Source organism: Longitalea luteola (assembly GCF_017356035.1).
Classification (GTDB): Bacteria; Bacteroidota; Bacteroidia; order Chitinophagales; family Chitinophagaceae; genus Niastella; species Niastella luteola.
Genome location: NZ_JAFIQX010000011.1, coordinates 125211 through 144884 on the forward strand (window position 1 = coordinate 125211; position 19674 = coordinate 144884).

Consider the following 19674-nt stretch of genomic DNA (forward strand, 5'->3'; position numbering starts at 1 on the left):
GTTTTCATCAGTATATTTACTTTGTGTAGTAAAAAAAGAAGCACGAGATATGAAATTCGCGAGCTTCCTACTTCGTGCTTCGTACTTCTATGACAACTAATATTTCTTCAGCAACGTTTCTTTCAATGCATTATAATCCGGTGCTATCAATGTACTTTGCTTCGTAAGTTTAAGCTGCTCCTCGATGGCTGCAGGTACCGACACCTGTTCGCCTATAACAGGCTCTACCACATCATAAAACTTTACAGGATGTGCTGTTTCGAGGAACATGCCTTTTGCACCTGCATGCTGTTGTAAATAACGTTCCAGCGCCAGGTAACCAACCGCGCCGTGCGGATCCGGCAGGTACTTGTATTGCTGATACACTTCTTTCATCACCTTTCTCGTTTCATCATCAGAAATGCTGTAGCCGGTCAATACTTTACGCAGATCACCCAATTGGTTATGGAACAGCTCCAGGATCCGTACAAAATTGCTGGGGTTGCCAACATCCATGGCATTGGAAATGGTAGCAATGGCTTTTTTCGGCTGATATTCGCCATTAGCCAGAAAGGAAGGCACTACCGCATTGGCATTGCAGGCAGCAATAAAATGTTTAACCGGCAAACCAGCAACATGTGCCAACAAGCCCGCACAGATATTTCCAAAGTTTCCGCTGGGCACCGATATCACCGGCGCATTTGCCTTATCGGCCCATTGCTTCCAGGCAAATACATAATAGAACTGCTGGGGCAACCAACGGGCTACATTTATGGAATTGGCCGATGTGAGGAAAATCTTTTTGTTCAGCGCTTCGTCGGCAAATGCCTGTTTCACCATTTGCTGGCAGTCATCGAAAGTACCGGTCACTTCCAGCGCATGAATGTTCTTACCTAATGTGGTCAACTGTTTTTCCTGAACTGAGCTCACTTTACCTGAAGGATACAGGATCACCACTTCAACACCCGGCACATCGTAAAACCCGTGGGCAACTGCGCCGCCGGTATCGCCGGAAGTAGCCACCAGCACCACTACTTTTTCACTGCGCTCGTGCGCAAAATAACCCAGGCACCGGCTCATAAAGCGGGCTCCCACGTCCTTAAAGGCCAGGGTGGGTCCATGAAAAAGCTCCAGGGAAAATATGCGGTCATTTACCGGCACCAATGGTATGGGAAAGTTGATGGTCTCTTTTACGATGCCGTGTAATGCACCATCGGGTATGGTGCCGCCAACATATGGCTGTATAAGCCGGAATGCGATCTCTTCATTGCTATACTCCCAGATCTTCTCAAAAAAAGACGACTCATGTACCGGAATGTTTTCAGGGAAATACAACCCCTTATCAGGTGCCTGTCCTTTGATGGTCGCTTCCTTGAAATCTACATCGGGAGATTGTTTATTTAGACTGTAATACCTCATTGGTCAATTTGATAATGTGATAATTTGCTAATATGCTAATGAAAATACAAACTGATATCACTGTGCTGATATCCGGTTTTGGGTGTTGCCCTTCCATTATCACATCAGCACATTAGCTAATTAGCTAATTACTTTCGCTCCGTTATAATTAATATTGGTCACGTACGTTTTAAATTCTATGCCCAGCCGGGTATATACATCGATCATAATATTTTCAACACCTTTTGCCACAGCTTCCTCTTTGCTCAACATAAAAACAGAAGGACCCGAACCGGAAATTCCACCGCCTAAAGCACCGGCTTCTTTGCTGCGCTTTTTCACATCATCAAAACCGGGAATGAGTATGCTGCGTACCGGTTCAATGATCACATCTTCCAGTGAACGGCCGATCAGGGCATAATCGTTCTTCATAAATCCGGCTACCAACCCCGCAATATTGCCCCATTGTTTGATCGCCGCTTTTAACTGTACTTCTTTCCGCAATATCTGCCGGGCATCGGACGTACGCACTTCGATCTGCGGATGCACCACGGTCACATACATGGGCGGCGCTGTGAGCTGTACGATATCCAAAGGAAAAATAGAGCGGATAAGCGTAATGCCGCCATAGATACAGGGTGCAATGTTATCGGCATGTTTTACTCCCGATGCCACTTTTTCCCCGTTCATGGCAAATCGTACCAGATCTTCCCGGCTGAAAGGATTTCCCAGCAGATGATTGGCAGCAACTACCGCGCCGGCCGAACTGGCGGCACTGGACCCCAGGCCACTGCCGGGTTTGATGCGTTTATCAATGATCACTTCAAAACCAACTTTCTCTTTCCATTCTTCCATTAGCGCCAGTAAGGAAGCGCCGGCTACGTTCTTCTCCGGTTCTACCGGTAAGTCATAACCGTCTGCATGCTGTATAACAATACCCGGTTGTTCCTGCAACCGTACGGTCATTACATCCTGCGGTTGTTGCAACGCCATTCCCAACACATCAAATCCACAAACCAGATTGGCCACGGTTGCCGGTGCAAAGACCTGTACCTCGCGGACCGCCGAAGAGGAGTTGTTTCCTACGGGTTCGACTATTTTATTTGTCATTTAATATCTTTTGACATGTTTGAATCATTTGGCTGTCTGATTATTACATTGGCATTAGTGTGCTGCCCGAATAATATCGGCAAACACACCCGATGCAGTTACTTCGGCGCCAGCACCGGCTCCTTTTACCACCAACGGCTGATCGGGATAACGGTTGGTATAGAACAACACCACATTATCCTTGCCATACAAGTGGTAGAAGTCTGACTGCGAATCTACATGCTGCAAACCAACGGAGGCTTTACCACCCTCATATTTTGCAACAAACTTCAGTTTCTTTCCTGCCGCAGCTGCCTGCTGGTATATTTCCTTAAAATGTTTTTCCTGCTTCTCCATTTCCTTATAAAAATCATCCACACTGCCAACCATACACGAAGCGGGCATAAAGCTGTTATTGGTAATGTCTTCCATTTCCAGGTGCTCGCCGGCTTCCCTGGCCAGGATCATGATCTTTCGCATAACATCGGTTCCGCTCAGGTCTAAACGCGGATCCGGCTCGGTGTAGCCTTCATCCTGCGCCTGTTTTACCACCTGGGCAAAACTCCTGGTGCCATCATAATTATTGAACACAAAGTTCAGGGTGCCGCTAAGCACTGCTTCGATGCGGGTAACCACATCGCCGCTGCGCATGAGATCATTCAGGGTGCCTATCACCGGTAATCCTGCTCCCACATTTGTTTCAAACAAAAAGAAAGCATTGTATTCACGGGCCAGGTCCTTCAGCTTCTTATAATACACATAGGCCGAAGAGCAGGCTACTTTATTACAGGCGACCACCGAAATACTTTTTGCCAGCAGCTGATCGTATACCTGCGCCACCATTTCATTGGCAGTAACATCTACAAACACCGAGTTACGCAGGTTCTTCGAACGTACTGTTTCTACAAATTTGCCCAGGTCGCTGGTTTCGCCATGCTGCAACTGCTCGCGCCAGTTATCCAGTTCAATACCTTCATCACTGAATACCATTTTCTTGCTGTTGGCCATACCTACGATGCGCACCTGCAAGCGCATATTTTGCTGCAAGTACTGCTGCTGCTGTTTCAACTGGGCCAGCAGTTTACCGCCCACATTGCCCGTACCGGCCACAAACAGGTTAATTTGTTTATAGGTAGTTTCAAAAAAATCTTCGTGTAATACGTTGATGGCTTTTTTTACGTCAGTAGCTGCGATCACGGCTGAGATATTTCTTTCTGATGAACCTTGTGCAATAGCGCGTACATTCACCCCGTTGCGGCCAATGGCGCCAAACATTTTTCCGCTGATACCCGGGTGGCTTTTCATGTTATCCCCTACCAGGGCAACAATGGCCAGGCCTTTTTCAACCCGTAAAGGTTCAACGCGGCCCATTTCTATTTCATAAGCAAATGTTTTGTCTACAGCCAGCTTTGCTTTATCAGCAAGGGCTTCGTCGATACCTACACAAATAGAATGCTCAGACGATCCCTGCGTAATGAGGATCACATTGATGAAGTCGTTCGCCAGGGATTCAAATAACCGGCGGGAGAAACCTGGAATGCCTACCATGCCGCTTCCTTCCAGGCTCAGCAAAGCAATTTTATTGATGCTGGAAATACCGCGGATATTATTGCCGTTCTTATGTACATCGTTTTCTATCAGTGTGCCATGATCTTCCGGAGCAAAAGTGTTCTTGATCCATACCGGAATGTTTTTACTCATTACAGGCTGGATGGTAGGCGGATAAATTACTTTGGCGCCGAAATGCGACAGCTCCATGGCTTCCTGGTAAGATATATTGGGTAAGATGCGGGCATTGGGCACGAGCCGTGGATCGGCAGTCATCATACCGCTCACATCAGTCCATATTTCGAGGGTTTGTGCATTCACTGCACCGGCAATAATGGCGGCCGTATAATCGCTGCCGCCGCGGCCCAAAGTAGTAGTATTGCCTTTGGCATCGGCAGCTACGAAGCCTGGTACGATAAATAAACGGGCAACAGCGGCTGAAAAGAAATCACTGCAAAGCGAATTGGTAATGGAGAAGTCTACTGACGCACTTCCGTAATTGGAATCGGTGCGAATGATCTCGCGGGAGTCGACCCAGCTGTTCTCAACACCCTGGGCATTTAAACGGGCGGCAATTATTTTAGAGGAAAGCAATTCGCCAAAACTTACAATGCGGTCTTTGGTGCGGGCGCTTAATTCGCCCAGTAAGAACACGCCATTACAAATATCTTCAATTTCATTACAGCGTTGCTTTACCCAGCTTAATACACTGCTTTGCTGGGTTACTGGTATCAGCGCTTTTACCGCTTCCAGGTGGCGTTGTTCCACTTTTTGTAACAGCTCTTTATAACTTTCATCGCCTGCAGCAGCCATACCACCACTTTGCAATAATACATCCGTCACTCCACCTAACGCTGATACTACAACAATCGTTTTACCTTGTGGCAAACGTACCAAAGCCTGTTGAACAATGCTGCTGACCTTATTCATGTTCTCGGCATTTGCTACTGAAGTACCGCCGAACTTTAAAACCTGCATAACCTGAAATTAAATTGATTTGAAATTAGTTGAATAACGCGATGCTTTCTCGATCTTATTTCCCGCTCCGCGGGATGAAGGTAGGTAAAACCCCAGTTGGTAATATGGATATGTACAACCCTTAACGGGTTGTTGTAATAGTGGTAGTTGTAGCTGTGGAAGCTACTGTGCTGGATGAAAGAATAATATGTTGAAATTGTACCACTTTGTATTTTGATATAACCAAAGATAAGACCAAAAGTCTATAACATTTGTTAGTTTTTAGTTTTTTTTGGCCCCGCCCGGACTACAGCGCTTCGTATAACCCAGTAAATTCAAGGGTTTTGTGGCATTATCAAAAACAAATCAATGTAACGTGTTCCTATTTAATTTTTTCAACGTACTTTCATTCCCCGATTTCTGTTGCTGCTTGCTATATTTTTGCATTAATGCCATAAACTCGAAATTACATGGATCACCAGTCATCAAGAGGACTGCAGCAATTTAAAAACTACGTAGGCATAAAATTTCAGCTCTACAACAGCCTGTTTACCTCGCTCCCATTTCACCGGATTGAAAAAACCGGCATCCTTCTGTCGTTGTTATTGAATAATTGTGAAGAAGGGTACAAAAAGAAGCAGAGCCCAACCCAGATCATTGAGGAATTTTTTGAGAAACATACATCCTACACCAATGAGCAGGATAAGCTCGACCTGTTGTTCCGCTTTATTCAATACGTTGAGCGGCAGGTAGTTTTATTCGATGCCCTTGAAGATGCTTCTTTCAAAGAGATCAACGACCTCAATGGCATTGGTACGCTGAAATACCTGGCCACTGATGTAATACAGGAAGGCAAACAGGAAGAACTGGCCAGGAAGCTGGAAGACTTCTCCATTCGGCTGGTGTTAACCGCCCACCCTACACAGTTCTACCCCGGTCCGGTTTTAGGTATTATCAATGACCTGTCGAAGGCGCTGGCAGAAAACAATGCCAACCAGATCAATATGTACCTGCAACAGCTGGGTAAAACACCTTTCTTCAAGAAACAAAAACCTACGCCATACGATGAGGCCATCAGCCTTATCTGGTACCTGGAAAATGTGTTCTACAATGCGGCAGGCCGCATCATCACTTTCCTGAATAACCAGTTCCCGCAAATGATCCCCGACACCAACCCGGTGATCACTATGGGTTTCTGGCCTGGTGGCGACCGCGATGGCAACCCGAACGTTACAGCCGATACTACCCTTAAAGTAGCCGATGCGCTGCGCGGCAGCATCATAAAATGTTATTACCTCGAAGTGCGCCGCCTGAAAAGAAGGCTCACTTTTAAAGGCATTGACACCATTCTGGCCGACCTGGAAAAACAGTTATACGAAAACATCTTCATCCCCGGCCAGCGCACCTTCTTAAGCAAACAGGGTATCCTGGATGCTTTACAAAAAATAAGAGAAATACTGATCTACCAGCACAATGGACTGTTCCAGCACCTGGTAGACAGCCTGATTAATAAAGTGCATGTATTTGGACTGCACTTCGCTTCACTCGATGTTCGCCAGGACAGCAGCGTTCACAACAAAGTACTGGAAGCTATTGCGGAAAAAACAGATATCCTTCCCCGTAACTACGCCGGGCTCTCTGACGAAGAAAAGAAAAAACTGCTTTCCAAAGCCAGCGGCGATATTGGCGGACATGTATTTGAAGAGGGTCTTGAAAAAGATACCCTGCTTTCCATTAAAGCCATCAAGGAAATTCAACAATACAATGGCGTTGAAGGCTGCAGCCGCTATATCATCAGCCAGTGCAACAGTGCATTGAACCTGCTGGAAGTATACGGACTGTTTAAACTGTGCGGCTGGAAAAATGAAGAGTTGACCATTGACATAGTGCCCCTGTTCGAAACCATCGACGACCTGCAGGAAGCAGCTGACATCATGCAGGAATTGTATGAGAATGAGACTTACCGCAAGCACCTACAAAAACGCAAAGACCGTCAAACGATCATGCTTGGTTTTTCTGATGGTACCAAAGACGGTGGTTACCTGATGGCCAACTGGAGCATTTACAAAGCCAAGGAAAAGCTCACCAGCATCTCTGCCAAATACGGCATCGATGTGGTGTTCTTCGATGGCCGTGGTGGTCCTCCTGCCCGCGGTGGTGGCAAAACCCATAAGTTCTATGCGTCCATGGGCAAGAACATTTCCAATAAAGAAATTCAATTGACCATCCAGGGTCAAACCGTAAGCTCCAACTTCGGCACCATTGATTCTGCCCAGTATAATATTGAGCAGTTATTAAATGCCGGTATATCGAATGATGTGTTTGCCGATAAGGACAAAACACTTACCAAAGAAGAAGAGGAAGTAATTGGCGAACTGGCCGCAGAAGGACTGAAAGCCTATAATGAATTAAAGAACAATCCCGACTTTTTGAATTACCTGGCGCATGTGAGCCCATTGAAGTTCTACAGCCAAACCAATATCGGCAGCCGGCCTGCCAAGCGAGGTTCTTCATCGAAGCTGTCGTTGAAAGACCTGCGCGCCATTCCATTTGTAGGCGCCTGGAGCCAGTTAAAGCAAAACGTTACCGGTTATTATGGCGTGGGTACTGCGTTGCAGGCCATGGAGAAAAAAGGCAAACTGAACGAAATAAAGAAGGTGTACCGCCATTCGCTGTTTTTCAAAACGCTGATCGATAACTGCGAAATGGCTATGAAGAAATGTTTCTTCCCGTTAACGGAGTACCTGGCACAGGATCCGCGCTACGGCGAGATCTGGAACATGATCTACAAAGAATATGAACTAACACAACGATATATTTTTCTCATCTCCGGCAAAAGCGAACTGATGGCCGATTACCCCGTTGATCAGCTGTCAATACAAATGCGCGAACGCATCGTATTACCGCTTACCACCATTCAGCAATTCGCTATGGCGCGTATCCGCCAGATGGAAGAACAAAATGCACCGCCACAGCATAAAGAGACTTTCGAGAAGCTGGTAATCCGCAGTTCGTTTGGAATTATCAATGCTGGAAGAAATTCAGCCTAGTAGTCAATGGTGAATGGTGAGTGGGTCAACTTCTTTTAAGCCTCTCGACAAGAGCGACACGCCTGAGTGGTCAATGGTGAATGGTCAATGGAGCCTAATTTCAAGGTTCCCTTTTATTCGGCAGCTGCCGAATCACGAGCCATTCACCATTCACCATTGACTATTGACCATTGACCATTGACCATTCACCAAAAACAAACGCACCCGGCGAAACGGATGCGTTTTCTGATAACTAAAACAACGGTAATGAAAAAAAGCATACATACTATTTTCATATATTACCGCACAGTGCTTAGTTAGTTTTGGTCATGCTTGAATATAAACACCATCGTTTGAAAACGGCGTTCGGCAAACAATCGTGATTGGTATATCAAAGTATTAACCGTCTGATCTTTTTTATATTCCCCTCCTGTTTTTGACATCTTCTGGCTACTTCCCCATACTACCGCTGATTCACATTTTAAATAATTCAATGTATCAAAATATTCAATTATTGAATCAGATAGCGCCGCAAGTGAGCAAAATAATGATAACTATTGTCAAAAGTACCATTTTTTGCTGGCATCATTGCAATTAATAAATATATAATATTATATATAATATAACTGTATTGCTGCATTTGTCCGGCTTTACGGGCACTAAAAAAGGATATTTCCAGTCAAGGAAATACCCTTTTTCTGATCTGGTGAATTACCTGCCTGCGGGCAGGGCTAATTGGTTTGGTTACGGCCCCGTAGGGTTGTAAAAAGAATATATGCTGCAATCAGGACTTAAAAATGCCAGGTAGCGGCCAGCAGGAAAGTACCTGTGCTTTTAACACCTTCATTCGGGTTCTTTGCAAAAATGGCCTCTTTCGAATTATCCAGCCTGAACTCAGGGATGATCGTGAGGTTATCGATGCGAATATTACCTGATAAGGTAGCAGCCATTACGCTGGTGCCTGTACCGGTAACACCAGATAATCCCGAAACTGCATTTTTATCATCGAAATATTCTCCACGCAATGTAAGTCCGAATACTTTTGAAGGATCAACGTTCACGTACACAGCCGATCCCCACCAGGAATCACCACTGCTTTTGCCAACGGTTTTAACTGCCTGCATCGTGCCATTATAACCAAGGCTGAATTTATCGCTCACCGTTCCGGTAACGGTCAGATCAACCTGGTTAATAGTGTTATCACCCATGTCTTTACCACCTACGTAATTGAGGTAAGCTTTTATTTTACCATCGCTGCCGGTGGCGCTCACCTGTCCCAGCACCATTTTCTTGGCAAAACTGGCCGTTACATTGTCAGTAGGATTGGCCACACCAAGCATGAAACCGAAATTACCGGCAGTATATTCTGCTTTTAAACCGGTATGAAAGAAAGGACCGAACGAGAACATGTATGACATACTGTAGTTTCGGTTCAGGTAAGCGTCTACGAGTTCGTAACCCACATGTGTAGCCCATTTACCCATGGTAAACTTCAGCTTGTCAGTAGCGGCTACTGATACATAGGCCTGCTTGATAGCGGTGCCCAGACCGTCTCTTTTTTCATTATAGGAAAATTCCTCTGCCCTTCTGCCAAAACCGAGATCAACCACACCAGTAACTTTACCAGTGGTATATTCGGCTTTTACGGATGCCATCCCCAGTTCGAACGAGTTGTGTGAGTTAGTAAAACTGGTGTTATTGTTCAGATACCCTGAATCTTTGGCATTATGAAAATTGTAGCGATAATATGCGTCAACAGAACCAGTAATATTCAGAGCACTTTTTTTAGTAGAATCTTGCGCCTGTACATAGGATCCCAGGGCCACGCTAAACATGGCCAATGAAGAAATTTTTCTTAACATTGCAGTTAGATTTTAAGTGTTAATGAAAAGGGTACGGTGATAAGGATCGAGCTTGTGTCAGAAGTTTCGATCTTTTATTAAAGCTGTACCTTTTTCTTTTTAGATCTTTACTGGTTTCTCAACCAGCCTGGCATCATCACCGTTTACCAGCCAATTGCCTTGCAGAACTTCCTTAAGGGACCGGGCTTGTGTCAGAAGTGCCGATCCTGCAGAACCTTTATTAAAGGACCGGACTTGTGTCAGAAGTGCCGATCCTTTAATTAAAGCTTAACTTTCTTTAGAACTCTACAGGTTTTTCAACCAGTTTACCATTCTCTCCATTTACCAGCAAAGTCCCTTGTAAATACTTTTCATTGTGTTGGGTTTCATCCAGACCAAGCTCTTCTTCTTCTTCAGTTACACGCAGTGGAAGAATGAAGTTGATGAATTTGAATATGAGGAAAGAAACAGTGAAGCTGTATAACACTACGATAGCCATTGCTTTAAATTGGGTAAAGAAGAAAGAAGGGTTACCGTAGAACAAACCTTGCGGACCGCCTTTGATACCATGCGCCAGTTCATTGGCAAATACACCGGTCAGCAACATACCCACAATACCGCCTAAACCGTGACAGGGGAATACATCGAGCGTATCGTCGAGGGTTGATCTTTGTTTAACACTAACAGCGATGTTGGAAATGATAGCACCAACAACACCGATAATAATACTTTGAGGAATTCCAACGAAACCGGCAGCAGGTGTAATGGCAACCAGACCAACTACCGCACCGATACAAAAACCTAATACCGACGGTTTTTTACCTTTTACCACATCGAAGAACATCCAGGCCAAACCAGCGGCAGCAGCAGCGGTGTTGGTAGTTCCGAAGGCATTAACAGCCAGGCCTGTAGCACCTACTGCAGAACCTGCGTTAAAACCAAACCAGCCGAACCACAGTAAACCCGTACCGATCAATACATAGGGTACGTTGGCGGCAGGTGTTTCTTTTTGGGCAATATGCACCTTTCTGCGTTTCAGCACCAGGGCGCCTGCAAGGGCAGCACAACCAGCTGTAATGTGCACAACAGTACCACCGGCAAAGTCCCAAACGCCCATTTTAGCCAGGAAGCCGTTCGGATGCCAGGACCAGTGTGCTACAGGAGCATATACCAACAGGCTGAACAATACGATGAATAAGATATAAGAAGTGAACCGGATACGTTCAGCTACAGCACCCACCACGAGGCCGGGCGTAATGATAGCGAACATCATCTGGAAGATGGCAAACAATCCGAGCGGAATAGTGGTGGCGGCGGGCCAGGCGGCGCCTGATTTTACCCCTTTAAAGAAAAGAAAGGTGCCGGGATTACCAATAAAACCACCGATAGACTCACCAAAACTCATACTAAACCCAACAACAACCCATAATACGCCTACCACACCGGCAGCAACCACACTCTTGATCATTGTCGAGATCACGTTTTTACGATGCACCATACCGCCATAGAAGAAGGCCAGACCAGGTGTCATTAAAAAGACCAATGCCGTTGAAACAAGAACCCAGGCTATGTCAGCAGCGCTATACTGGGTTTCTGAGGCGCCTGGAACATAATCCGCTTCAGGTGTAACAAACATGGCAGCCAGGGCCAGAACTACCAATACCAGGAACGGCATAACCGATTTGAATGACAGTTTCATTTTTTCCGTTGTTTTAGTTTAGATATAATTTTATATTACTAAATATTAATATCTAATAATATCATCTCGAAAATATCATTTTTTTAAGATAACACATCATAAATAACTTAGATTTTATAAATCACTATATATATCTCATTTATCCTGGTAAACAGCTGTAACTGCTTGTGGGCCCTATCTTTAAATAAAGCATTGTTTTGAAATTAAAAAAGCCATCCTTTTTGGATAGCTTCAAAAAATCGGGTTCGTTTTGCATCGAATTGCTAAAACTGCATTTTTTCAGAACATTCTTACGTTATTTTCGTGCCACAGCTCATTGCGGGCACTTTTTTAACCAATTTGAGGCGATTTCTACATCAACTAACAGCCAGACCATAACAATTCAGGTCAATTATCATAAAAATTGAACCAACCACCGGACCATAATATATATTAAATAAATACTCATGCGTTTGTATGTTCAACAAAAAAGCCACTCCGCAAATGCGAAGTGGCTCATTAAATAGCTTCAGTTTAACTTATATCGCTAATACTATATTCTGATCCTTGCTCTCTAAATAAGATACGCCTTCGTTCAAAAACTCATCCACTTTGCGGGCGCACTCGCGGCCTTCGCTGATGGCCCAAACCACCAGGCTTTGACCCCGGCGCATATCACCGGCAACAAACACTTTATTAATGCTTGTTTTGTATTCTTTTTCAGTTGCCCGAACGTTGCCCCGGCTATCCAGGTCAACGCCCAGTTCATTCAACAGTCCCTCCTGTTGCGGATGTACAAAACCCATAGCCAGTAATGCCAGCTCGCAGGGGATCTCGCGTTCTGAACCAGGTTTTTCCACAAACTGCGAAGGTCTGCCATCTTCGGTCACCTGCCATTCCAAATCGACCACTTTCAGTGCTTTCAGGTTGCCCTTTTTATCACCGATAAATTCCTTGGTGGCAATGGCCCAGTGGCGGTTAGCACCCTCTTCGTGTGAAGTGGATGTTTTCAGGATCATGGGGAAAGTTGGCCAGGGCATGAACTCATTGCGGCCGTCTGGCGGTTTGGGCAACAGCTCAAACTGTGTTACCGATTTGGCTTTATGCCGGTTGCTGGTACCTACGCAGTCACTGCCGGTATCACCACCACCAATTACCACTACATTCTTATTGGTGGCTAATAAGTGCTCACTGAAAATATTGCTTTCGATATTCGCATGGGCCAGCGGATCGATGCCGGCATTGCGCTTGTTCTGCTGTTTCAGGAACTGCATTGCAAAATATACCCCTTTCAACTCGCGGCCAGGGATCTTCAGATCGCGCGGAACAGTTGAACCACCAGCCAGTACAATGGCGTGGTATTCGCGCAACAGGTCGTTGATGCGCACATTTTCACCCACATTGGCATGGCAGCGGAAAATAACCCCTTCCTCTTCCATCAGTTTGATCCTTCTGTCTATCACCCATTTTTCCAGCTTGAAATCGGGTATACCGTAACGTAACAGACCACCTGGCTTGTCATCGCGCTCAAACACGGTAACGGAGTGACCTGCATAGTTCAACTGCGCAGCGGCAGCCAAACCGGCCGGACCAGAACCAACCACCGCTACTTTCTTACCGGTACGCACATGTGGTTTCCGTGGTTTCACAAATCCTTTTTCAAAAGCTATTTCTATAATATGCTTTTCAATTTCCTCGATGGTTATCGCCGGTTGGTTAATGCCCAGTACGCAGGCGCTTTCGCATGGTGCAGGGCAAATACGGCCGGTGAATTCCGGAAAGTTATTGGTAGAAGCGAGTATTTCATACGCTTCCTGCCAGCTCTTGCGGTACACCGCATCGTTGAACTCAGGTATTATATTACCCAGCGGGCATCCGCTATGACAAAAAGGAACGCCGCAATTCATACAACGAGCCGATTGCTGGTTCAACTTTTCATCGCTGTACCGCTCAATGAACTCATTGTAATTCTTCAACCTTTCCTCTACTGGTTTTTTACCGGGCAATTCCCTGGTAAATTCTAAAAAACCCGTTGGCTTACCCATTTTCTATTAACAGTTTATCGTTTTGTGTTTGTTAATGTTGTTTGTTACCAGCTGCTGTGCTACTATCAGCTTTACTTGTGTCACTCACTTCAGGGCCTGTTTCGCTATCAGCTGTTTATTCAGGTGTGCCACACTTCCTGGGACGCTGATGTAAGTGTGGCGCATTCCCATTGCTTGTGCCTGAGTCTTTATTTTTTCTTGGCGCTTTGTTTAACTTTTGCTTTATCCTGCAAAGCTTTTTTGTAATCTTTCGGGAACACTTTAATGAAGTTCTTCAATTGGTTCTCGAAATCATCCAACACAAAACGGGCAACGGTACTGCCGGTATATGCGTAATGGCGGGTGATCATATCATTCAGCGCCTGTGCATCCTCAGCATCCAAAGGATCCAGGTCAACCATTTCTTTATTGCACAGTGAACTGAATTGTCCTTTCACATCATAGATATAAGCAATACCACCACTCATACCGGCGGCAAAGTTGCGGCCTGTAGCTCCCAGTATCACCACGCGGCCACCGGTCATGTATTCACAACCGTGATCGCCCACACCTTCTACAACCACGTGGGCACCTGAGTTACGAACGCCGAAACGTTCACCCGCTTTACCCCTGATGTATGCTTCACCCGATGTGGCGCCATAGAAGGCCACGTTCCCGATGATGATGTTCTCTTCAGGCACATAGCTTGACTGTTTTGGCGGATAAACGATCAGTTTGGCGCCGCTCAATCCTTTACCAAAGTAGTCATTGGCATCACCTTCCAGCTCAAGGGTCACCCCTTTCGTATTGAAAGCGCCAAAGCTTTGTCCGGCCGTACCATTGAAGTTGAAGTGAATGGTATCATCGGGTAAACCCTCGGCTTTGTATTTTTTCGAGATCTCGTTCGACAGGATCGTACCGATGGTCCTGTCAGTATTCTTAACCGGGAAGGAAGCAGAAATGCGTTCCTGTTTTTCCAGCGCCGGTTTTGCAGCGGCCAGCAGTTTCCAGTCAAGCACGTCTGCAATGCCATGATCCTGCTCTTCCTGTTTGTATAAACCGGTGTAGGCACCAGCAGGTTCTTTATATAAGATAGGCGACAGATCGAGCTTGCTCGTCTTCCAGTGTGTAATGCCTTCCCGCACGGTCAGGCAATCGGCTTGTCCAACCATTTCATTAATGGTGCGGAAGCCCAGCTCAGCCATGATCTCACGGAGGTCCTGAACCAGGAACCGGAAGAAGTTCACAACGTGATCGGCATTACCTGAGAAGCGTTTGCGCAGTTCAGGATCCTGGGTAGCGACCCCAACAGGGCAGGTATTCAAATGACATTTACGCATCATGATACAACCTTCCACAACGAGCGCTGCAGTAGCAACACCCCACTCTTCGGCACCTAACAGGGTAGCGATGGCAATATCACGGCCTGTTTTCATTTGACCGTCGGCCTGTACGACCACGCGGCTGCGTAATTTATTTTTCACCAGGGTTTGATGAGATTCGGCCAAACCTAACTCCCATGGCAAACCGGCGTGTTTAATTGAACTGATGGGCGAAGCACCTGTACCACCATCATGACCTGAGATCAGGATCACATCGGCTTTGGCTTTGGCCACACCGGCTGCGATCGTACCCACACCGGCTTTAGACACCAGCTTCACGTTGATGCGGGCTGCGCGGTTCGAGTTCTTCAGGTCGAAGATCAGCTGCGCGAGGTCTTCGATAGAATAAATATCGTGGTGTGGTGGCGGAGAGATCAGACCTACACCTGGCGTGGAGTGACGGGTTTTACCGATCCAATCATCTACCTTATGGCCAGGTAACTGACCACCTTCACCGGGTTTTGCACCCTGTGCCATTTTGATCTGCAGCTCATCGGCTTCCGTCAAATAGTAGCTGGTTACCCCAAAGCGGGCGCTGGCCACCTGTTTAATGGCGCTGCGCATACTGTCGCCGTTAGGCAATGGCGTGTAACGAATTTCATCTTCACCGCCTTCACCGGTATTGCTCTTTGCGCCTATGCGGTTCATGGCAATAGCCAGTGTAGTATGTGCTTCCCATGAAATAGAACCAAAGCTCATGGCTCCGGTAGCAAAGCGTTTCAAAATGCTTTCGGCTGACTCAACCTCGTCGATCGAGATGGCAGGCCTGTTCACCTTGAACTGGAACATACCACGCAGCGTGGCGGCTTTTTCAGCCTGCTCGTTTACAGCTTTAGCGTATTTCTTGTACGTATTGTAATCATTCATCCGGGTTGCATACTGCAACAGATGAATGGTTGTTGGATTGAACAGGTGATACTCCCCTTTCCGTTTCCATTGGTAAACACCACCAACCGGTAAACGCTCAACAGGAATATCCTTGCGGCTGAAGGCAAACCAATGTTTGGCCAGCGCTTCTTTAGCCAGTTCATCCAGGCCGATACCTTCTATACGGCTAACGGCGCCGGTGAAACATTTATCAACGAGGTCTTTATTCAGACCAAGTATTTCGAAGATCTGGGCGCCCTGGTATGATTGCAGGGTAGAGATACCCATTTTAGAGAACACTTTCAGCAAACCGTCGCAAACTGCTTTGATATAGTTCTTACGCAGTTGATCCCAGGTAAGTTCTGTTTGCAGACTGTTGTTCACTTTCATGTTGCGGATGGTAGCCAGTGCCAGGTATGGGTTGATGGCAGTGGCGCCAAAGCCTAACAAACAGGCAAAGTGATGTACTTCCCAAACGTCGCCGGCTTCTACCACGATACCTACTTTACCACGCAAGCCTTTGCGGATAAGATAGTGATGCACGGCAGCAGTGGCCAGCAAAGAAGGAATGGCAGCGTGATCAGAATCTACTGCGCGGTCGCAGAGGATCAGCACTTCAAACCCGTCGTGTACGGCGTCCTCCGCATAACGGCAAAGCCTGTCGAGCCCTTTTTTCAATGAACCGGGTTTACCATCGGCCCTGAAATAGGTTTGCAGTGTTTTTGCCTGGAAGATACCGGTATCGATACTGCGCAGCTTTTCGAGTTCGGTGCTGGTGAGTATCGGGTGTTTCAATGCCACGGTATGGCAATGTTTGGGATCTTCAAGTAATAAGTTGTCGTTATTTCCAACAAAGGTTGCCAAACTCATCACCATACGTTCGCGAATGGGATCGATGGGCGGGTTGGTAACCTGTGCGAATAATTGTTTAAAGTAAGAAGAGATGTGCTGCGGCTGATCGCTCAATACAGCCAGCGGCGTATCGGTACCCATTGAACCGATGGGCTCTTTGCCATCAAGGGCCATGGGCGATATAATGTCATCGATATCTTCAGTGGAATAACCGAAAGCTTTCTGGTATTTCAGAATCGAAGAATCTGAGAGATGAGTGAACGCCACACGCGGCTCATCCAGTTCTTCCAACCGGATCTTGTATTGATTCAGCCAGTCGCCATAAGGTTTGCGTGAGCAGATATCGTTCTTCAGTTCCTCATCACTGATGATGCGGCCCTGTTCCATATCAACCACGAACATTTTACCGGGCTGCAGACGGCCTTTCTCAATGATGATGGCAGGATCAACCGGTAAAGCGCCGGTCTCGGAGGCCATGATCACGCGATCGTCATTGGTAACACAGTATCTTGACGGACGCAGACCGTTCCTGTCGAGGGTAGCGCCGATTATTTTTCCATCGGTGAAAGAGATAGAAGCCGGGCCATCCCAGGGTTCCATGATAGAAGCGTGGTATTCGTAGAACGCTTTCTTCAGCGGATCCATGTGCTCGTTACCATCCCATGCTTCGGGGATCAGCATCATCATTACGTGGGGCAGTGAACGGCCGGTCAATGCCAGCAGCTCGATCATGTTATCCAAACAGGCAGAGTCGCTCTGGTTGGCCGTTACGATCGGCAGCAGCATTTCCATTTCCTGGTTGGTGAAGTAAGGTGAGGTAAAACCATGCTCGCTGGTCTTTAACCAGTTGAGGTTACCCTGCAGGGTATTGATCTCACCATTGTGGGCGATGAAGCGGAATGGTTGCGCCAGCTTCCAACTGGGGAACGTGTTGGTGGCGAAGCGGGAGTGCACCAAGCCGAATGCAGAGACCATCCTTTTGTTGGTAAGGTCGTTGAAGTAATTACGAACCTGGTTACTGGTCAACTGCCCTTTATAAACAACTGTTTTGTAAGAAAGCGATGCAATGTAAAAACCGATCGCGTCTTTCTTTACGGTGTTATTGATAGTATGGCTGGCGTAGTTACGCAACACAAATAATTTGCGTTCAAAGTCATCGGGGTTATTGATGTGGTCGGGGCAGGCAATAAAAACCTGTTCCATTTCAGGCTCAACACTCAAGGCTGAGGGGCCGATGCCATCCGGATTCACAGGCACCTTTCGGTAAACGAGAATTTCCAGTCCTAATTTTTCAGCGGCGCGATTGAAGATATCGCGGCACTCTTCACGCAAACGGATCTCGCGGGGGAAGAAAATTACCCCTACGCCGTAGCGGCCGAAAGCCGGCAGGTGAACGCCGAGCTTGATGCACTCGTCGAAGAAAAACTCGTGGGGAGTTTGGATCATAATACCGGCGCCGTCGCCCGTATTATTTTCACAACCGCAGGCGCCGCGATGTTCCATATTTTCCAATATGGTCAACGCATCGCTGATGTTTTGGTGGCTCTTATGCCCCTTAATGTTGGCTACGAATCCAATGCCGCAGGCATCACGCTCAAAGGAAGGATGGTATAAACCCTGGTTACTTGCCATGGAAATGCATAGTTTTTTGAAAAATATTCAATAAAAAGACAGTTTCTCTTAAAATCGTTTAATTACATAGCAAGCAAGCGATTGAAATTACGAAAAAAAACGTGTATTTACCAGTGTTTCATGCAATTTTTTTGACAAAATAGCGATAACTATTTACCCGCTTTTTATGATCTGTGCAATGTCAATCGCTCCGTTCCGTGCAAAGAACTTTTAAAATGTATGACAAACAACTATTAGTATTGTTTACGCGGCGGAATAGCCGCTGAAGGCTGAAGGCTCAAAGCTGAAGGCTGAAGGCGCAAGGCCAATCGCAAAACAGCCAAACACTCCAAAGATAAAACGCTCAACGCGCAAACAGCCAAAGGGCTGAAGGCTCAAAGAAGGCGCAAGGCTGAAGGCTGAAGGCGCAAGGCTGAAGGCGCAAGGCCAATCGCAAAACAGCCAAACACTCCAAAGATAAAATGCTCAACGTGTGCCGGCCTGGCTTCGCCTAAGCTTCGTGAAGGCGCAGCAGGCAGGCGCTTGACTTAAGATGCTGAATACACTCCAAAAAGGTGTTTTAGACAATTTCTATTGCGGCTGATGGATTGGGAACGCTCCCATCGATTTTAACATTTCCTAAACGAGCGGCAGACCTGTTTATTTGGCCGGCTACAGAGCGGTTACTAAACCTGTATGCTAAACGCAGTTAGTGGGAATAGCTGGTTGCGCTGTATGCCAATACACTTGCTAAATGATTATCATACAGCCACTAACGCTCATCAATGTTCTAAATAACGTTCGTTATTCGTTTGTTATTGAGGGTTATAAATGTTAATAAGTTTTACGAAAGACATTTGTTGGCTGCGCTGTAACGGCGTAACTTTGCAGCGCAAAATCCAATATTTCTAGCTAGCAATACAACAAATACTCTTCGAAATATTCTAACCATTGTCATAGCAGCCATAGACAGTTCATTTCTTTTTTCGTATTTAGTTTTTCATGTCCATAGATCGGTTACGCGCGCTCCTAACAATGCTCAGCCATTAAATTTTATCAGCTAAAAATATTGTTATCAGAATCCCGGGCAGCCGGGGTCGGCATTCCATTATCCATGGAAAACCAGTTCGTATAATCCAATATCAGCCCAGGTGCACTGTATATGCCTGTTAGATTTTAAAATCCAAGAAAGACCAATCCCTGTATCTCAACCTGCCTGCCGGCAGACAGGTATCCGGGAAAAGCCGTTACATGCAACGATCCAATATCCACGTCCCGTGTACATTGTTAAACACGATCAATTTCAATATCCGGGGAAAAGCCAATGCATGTACAAAATCCGATATCGCAAGGCCTGTGCACTGTTTTAACCTGTTAGTTCCAATATCCGGGAAAAACCGATCCGATATCTATGAGGAC

Annotated in this window: 8 protein-coding genes; 1 reads left to right on the plus strand and 7 read right to left on the minus strand. The window is 46.3% G+C overall.

What is annotated here, in order from left to right; genetic code table 11:
* Window positions 1-96 precede the first annotated feature (96 nt).
* The 3 genes from thrC to thrA form a co-directional block, all read right to left on the minus strand.
* Window positions 97-1398 carry a threonine synthase gene (gene thrC, locus JUB15_RS22660; RefSeq protein WP_207514933.1) on the minus strand — a complete coding sequence of 434 codons (1302 nt, stop codon included), beginning with the start codon at window positions 1396-1398 and terminating at the stop codon, window positions 97-99.
* 120 nt (window positions 1399-1518) lie between these two features.
* Window positions 1519-2487, minus strand: a complete 969-nt coding sequence (locus JUB15_RS22665) for a homoserine kinase (protein WP_207514934.1) — start codon at window positions 2485-2487, stop codon at window positions 1519-1521.
* Window positions 2488-2541: 54 nt separating this feature from the next.
* Entirely contained in the window at window positions 2542-4992 is a 2451-nt protein-coding gene (gene thrA / locus JUB15_RS22670; RefSeq protein ID WP_207514935.1) for a bifunctional aspartate kinase/homoserine dehydrogenase I, read from the minus strand.
* A 449-nt stretch (window positions 4993-5441) separates the two neighbouring features.
* Here thrA and JUB15_RS22675 point away from each other — a divergent pair, with 449 nt between their 5' ends.
* Entirely contained in the window at window positions 5442-8021 is a 2580-nt protein-coding gene (locus JUB15_RS22675; protein ID WP_207514936.1) for a phosphoenolpyruvate carboxylase, read from the plus strand.
* 770 nt (window positions 8022-8791) lie between these two features.
* Here the strand turns inward: JUB15_RS22675 and JUB15_RS22680 are convergent.
* The 4 genes from JUB15_RS22680 to gltB form a co-directional block, all read right to left on the minus strand.
* A complete protein-coding gene (locus tag JUB15_RS22680) occupies window positions 8792-9862 on the minus strand; it encodes a porin (RefSeq protein ID WP_207514937.1) in 1071 nt (356 codons plus the stop codon).
* Window positions 9863-10139: 277 nt separating this feature from the next.
* Window positions 10140-11540: an ammonium transporter gene (locus tag JUB15_RS22685; RefSeq protein WP_207514938.1), complete on the minus strand. Its 1401-nt coding sequence runs from the start codon at window positions 11538-11540 to the stop codon at window positions 10140-10142.
* Between the two features lie 518 nt (window positions 11541-12058).
* On the minus strand, window positions 12059-13564 hold the full coding sequence (locus tag JUB15_RS22690; protein ID WP_207514939.1) for a glutamate synthase subunit beta: 1506 nt from the start codon (window positions 13562-13564) through the stop codon (window positions 12059-12061).
* A 188-nt stretch (window positions 13565-13752) separates the two neighbouring features.
* Window positions 13753-18276 (minus strand): glutamate synthase large subunit, encoded by a 4524-nt coding sequence (gene gltB / locus JUB15_RS22695; RefSeq protein WP_207514940.1) that lies wholly within the window; start codon window positions 18274-18276, stop codon window positions 13753-13755.
* Between the last annotated feature and the right edge of the window lie 1398 nt (window positions 18277-19674).

What these genes read in the sequence shown, in the direction of transcription:
- gltB (WP_207514940.1), bottom strand. Translation starts at nt 18,276, where the DNA reads ATGGCAAGTAACCAGGGTTTATACCATCCTTCCTTTGAGCGTGATGCC.
- thrA (WP_207514935.1), bottom strand. Translation starts at nt 4,992, where the DNA reads ATGCAGGTTTTAAAGTTCGGCGGTACTTCAGTAGCAAATGCCGAGAAC.
- JUB15_RS22675 (WP_207514936.1), top strand. Translation starts at nt 5,442, where the DNA reads ATGGATCACCAGTCATCAAGAGGACTGCAGCAATTTAAAAACTACGTA.
- JUB15_RS22680 (WP_207514937.1), bottom strand. Translation starts at nt 9,862, where the DNA reads ATGTTAAGAAAAATTTCTTCATTGGCCATGTTTAGCGTGGCCCTGGGA.
- JUB15_RS22665 (WP_207514934.1), bottom strand. Translation starts at nt 2,487, where the DNA reads ATGACAAATAAAATAGTCGAACCCGTAGGAAACAACTCCTCTTCGGCG.
- JUB15_RS22685 (WP_207514938.1), bottom strand. Translation starts at nt 11,540, where the DNA reads ATGAAACTGTCATTCAAATCGGTTATGCCGTTCCTGGTATTGGTAGTT.
- JUB15_RS22690 (WP_207514939.1), bottom strand. Translation starts at nt 13,564, where the DNA reads ATGGGTAAGCCAACGGGTTTTTTAGAATTTACCAGGGAATTGCCCGGT.
- thrC (WP_207514933.1), bottom strand. Translation starts at nt 1,398, where the DNA reads ATGAGGTATTACAGTCTAAATAAACAATCTCCCGATGTAGATTTCAAG.